Source organism: Metamycoplasma equirhinis (assembly GCF_006385185.1).
In the GTDB taxonomy this organism is placed as follows: Bacteria; Bacillota_I; Bacilli_A; order Mycoplasmatales; family Metamycoplasmataceae; genus Metamycoplasma; species Metamycoplasma equirhinis.
The window spans coordinates 1-545 of the sequence record NZ_VFIX01000043.1 but is presented as its reverse complement, the minus strand read 5'-3'; the positions used below and the strand labels follow the sequence as shown (position 1 = coordinate 545).

Below are 545 nucleotides of genomic sequence, written 5' to 3'. Positions count from 1 at the left end.
CACCTGCAGCGTGTTAATTGGCGTCCCCCTCTCGCGCAGCCACCAGGACGCTCCCACGGTCGGGTGTCCGGCGAACGGAATTTCGGTGCGGGGAGTATGGATGGTGGCGTGTGCGGTGGTTGAGCCGGGGCTGGGAAGATCGACGAATATGGTTTCGCTGTAGCCCGATTGGGCTGCCAGCTGCTGCCTGTCGCGGTGTTCGACCTTGCTGGCGTTGATCACCCCCAGCGGATTACCGAAATTCCCGTCTGAATCGGTGAAAACCCGCAACACCGAAACCTCAATGGCCATGGCCCGACTGTACGACCTGGGGAAGAGCCCTAACAGACCCGGTGGTGATCAGGTAGCGCTGCGTTCGTTGGACCCGATGGCGTTCAGTACTGCAACACGGGTGTCTGCCGAGCCGGTGACGGTTGCTTCGCCGCCACCCCGGCGAAGCAACGCGCGCAGCGCGGCCTGGTCGTATTCGGCGGGCTCAGTGGTGTCCATGAAGCGTTCGACGATGTCGATGAAGCGCGCAGGGTCGCCGTGAAACGGGAAATGTC

Annotated in this window: 1 protein-coding gene; it reads right to left on the bottom strand. The window is 62.8% G+C overall.

The window, feature by feature from the left end; all coding sequences use genetic code 4:
• On the bottom strand, positions 1–545 hold a 545-nt coding region (locus tag FJM08_RS08580), incomplete at both ends, for a PhzF family phenazine biosynthesis protein (RefSeq protein WP_211331348.1).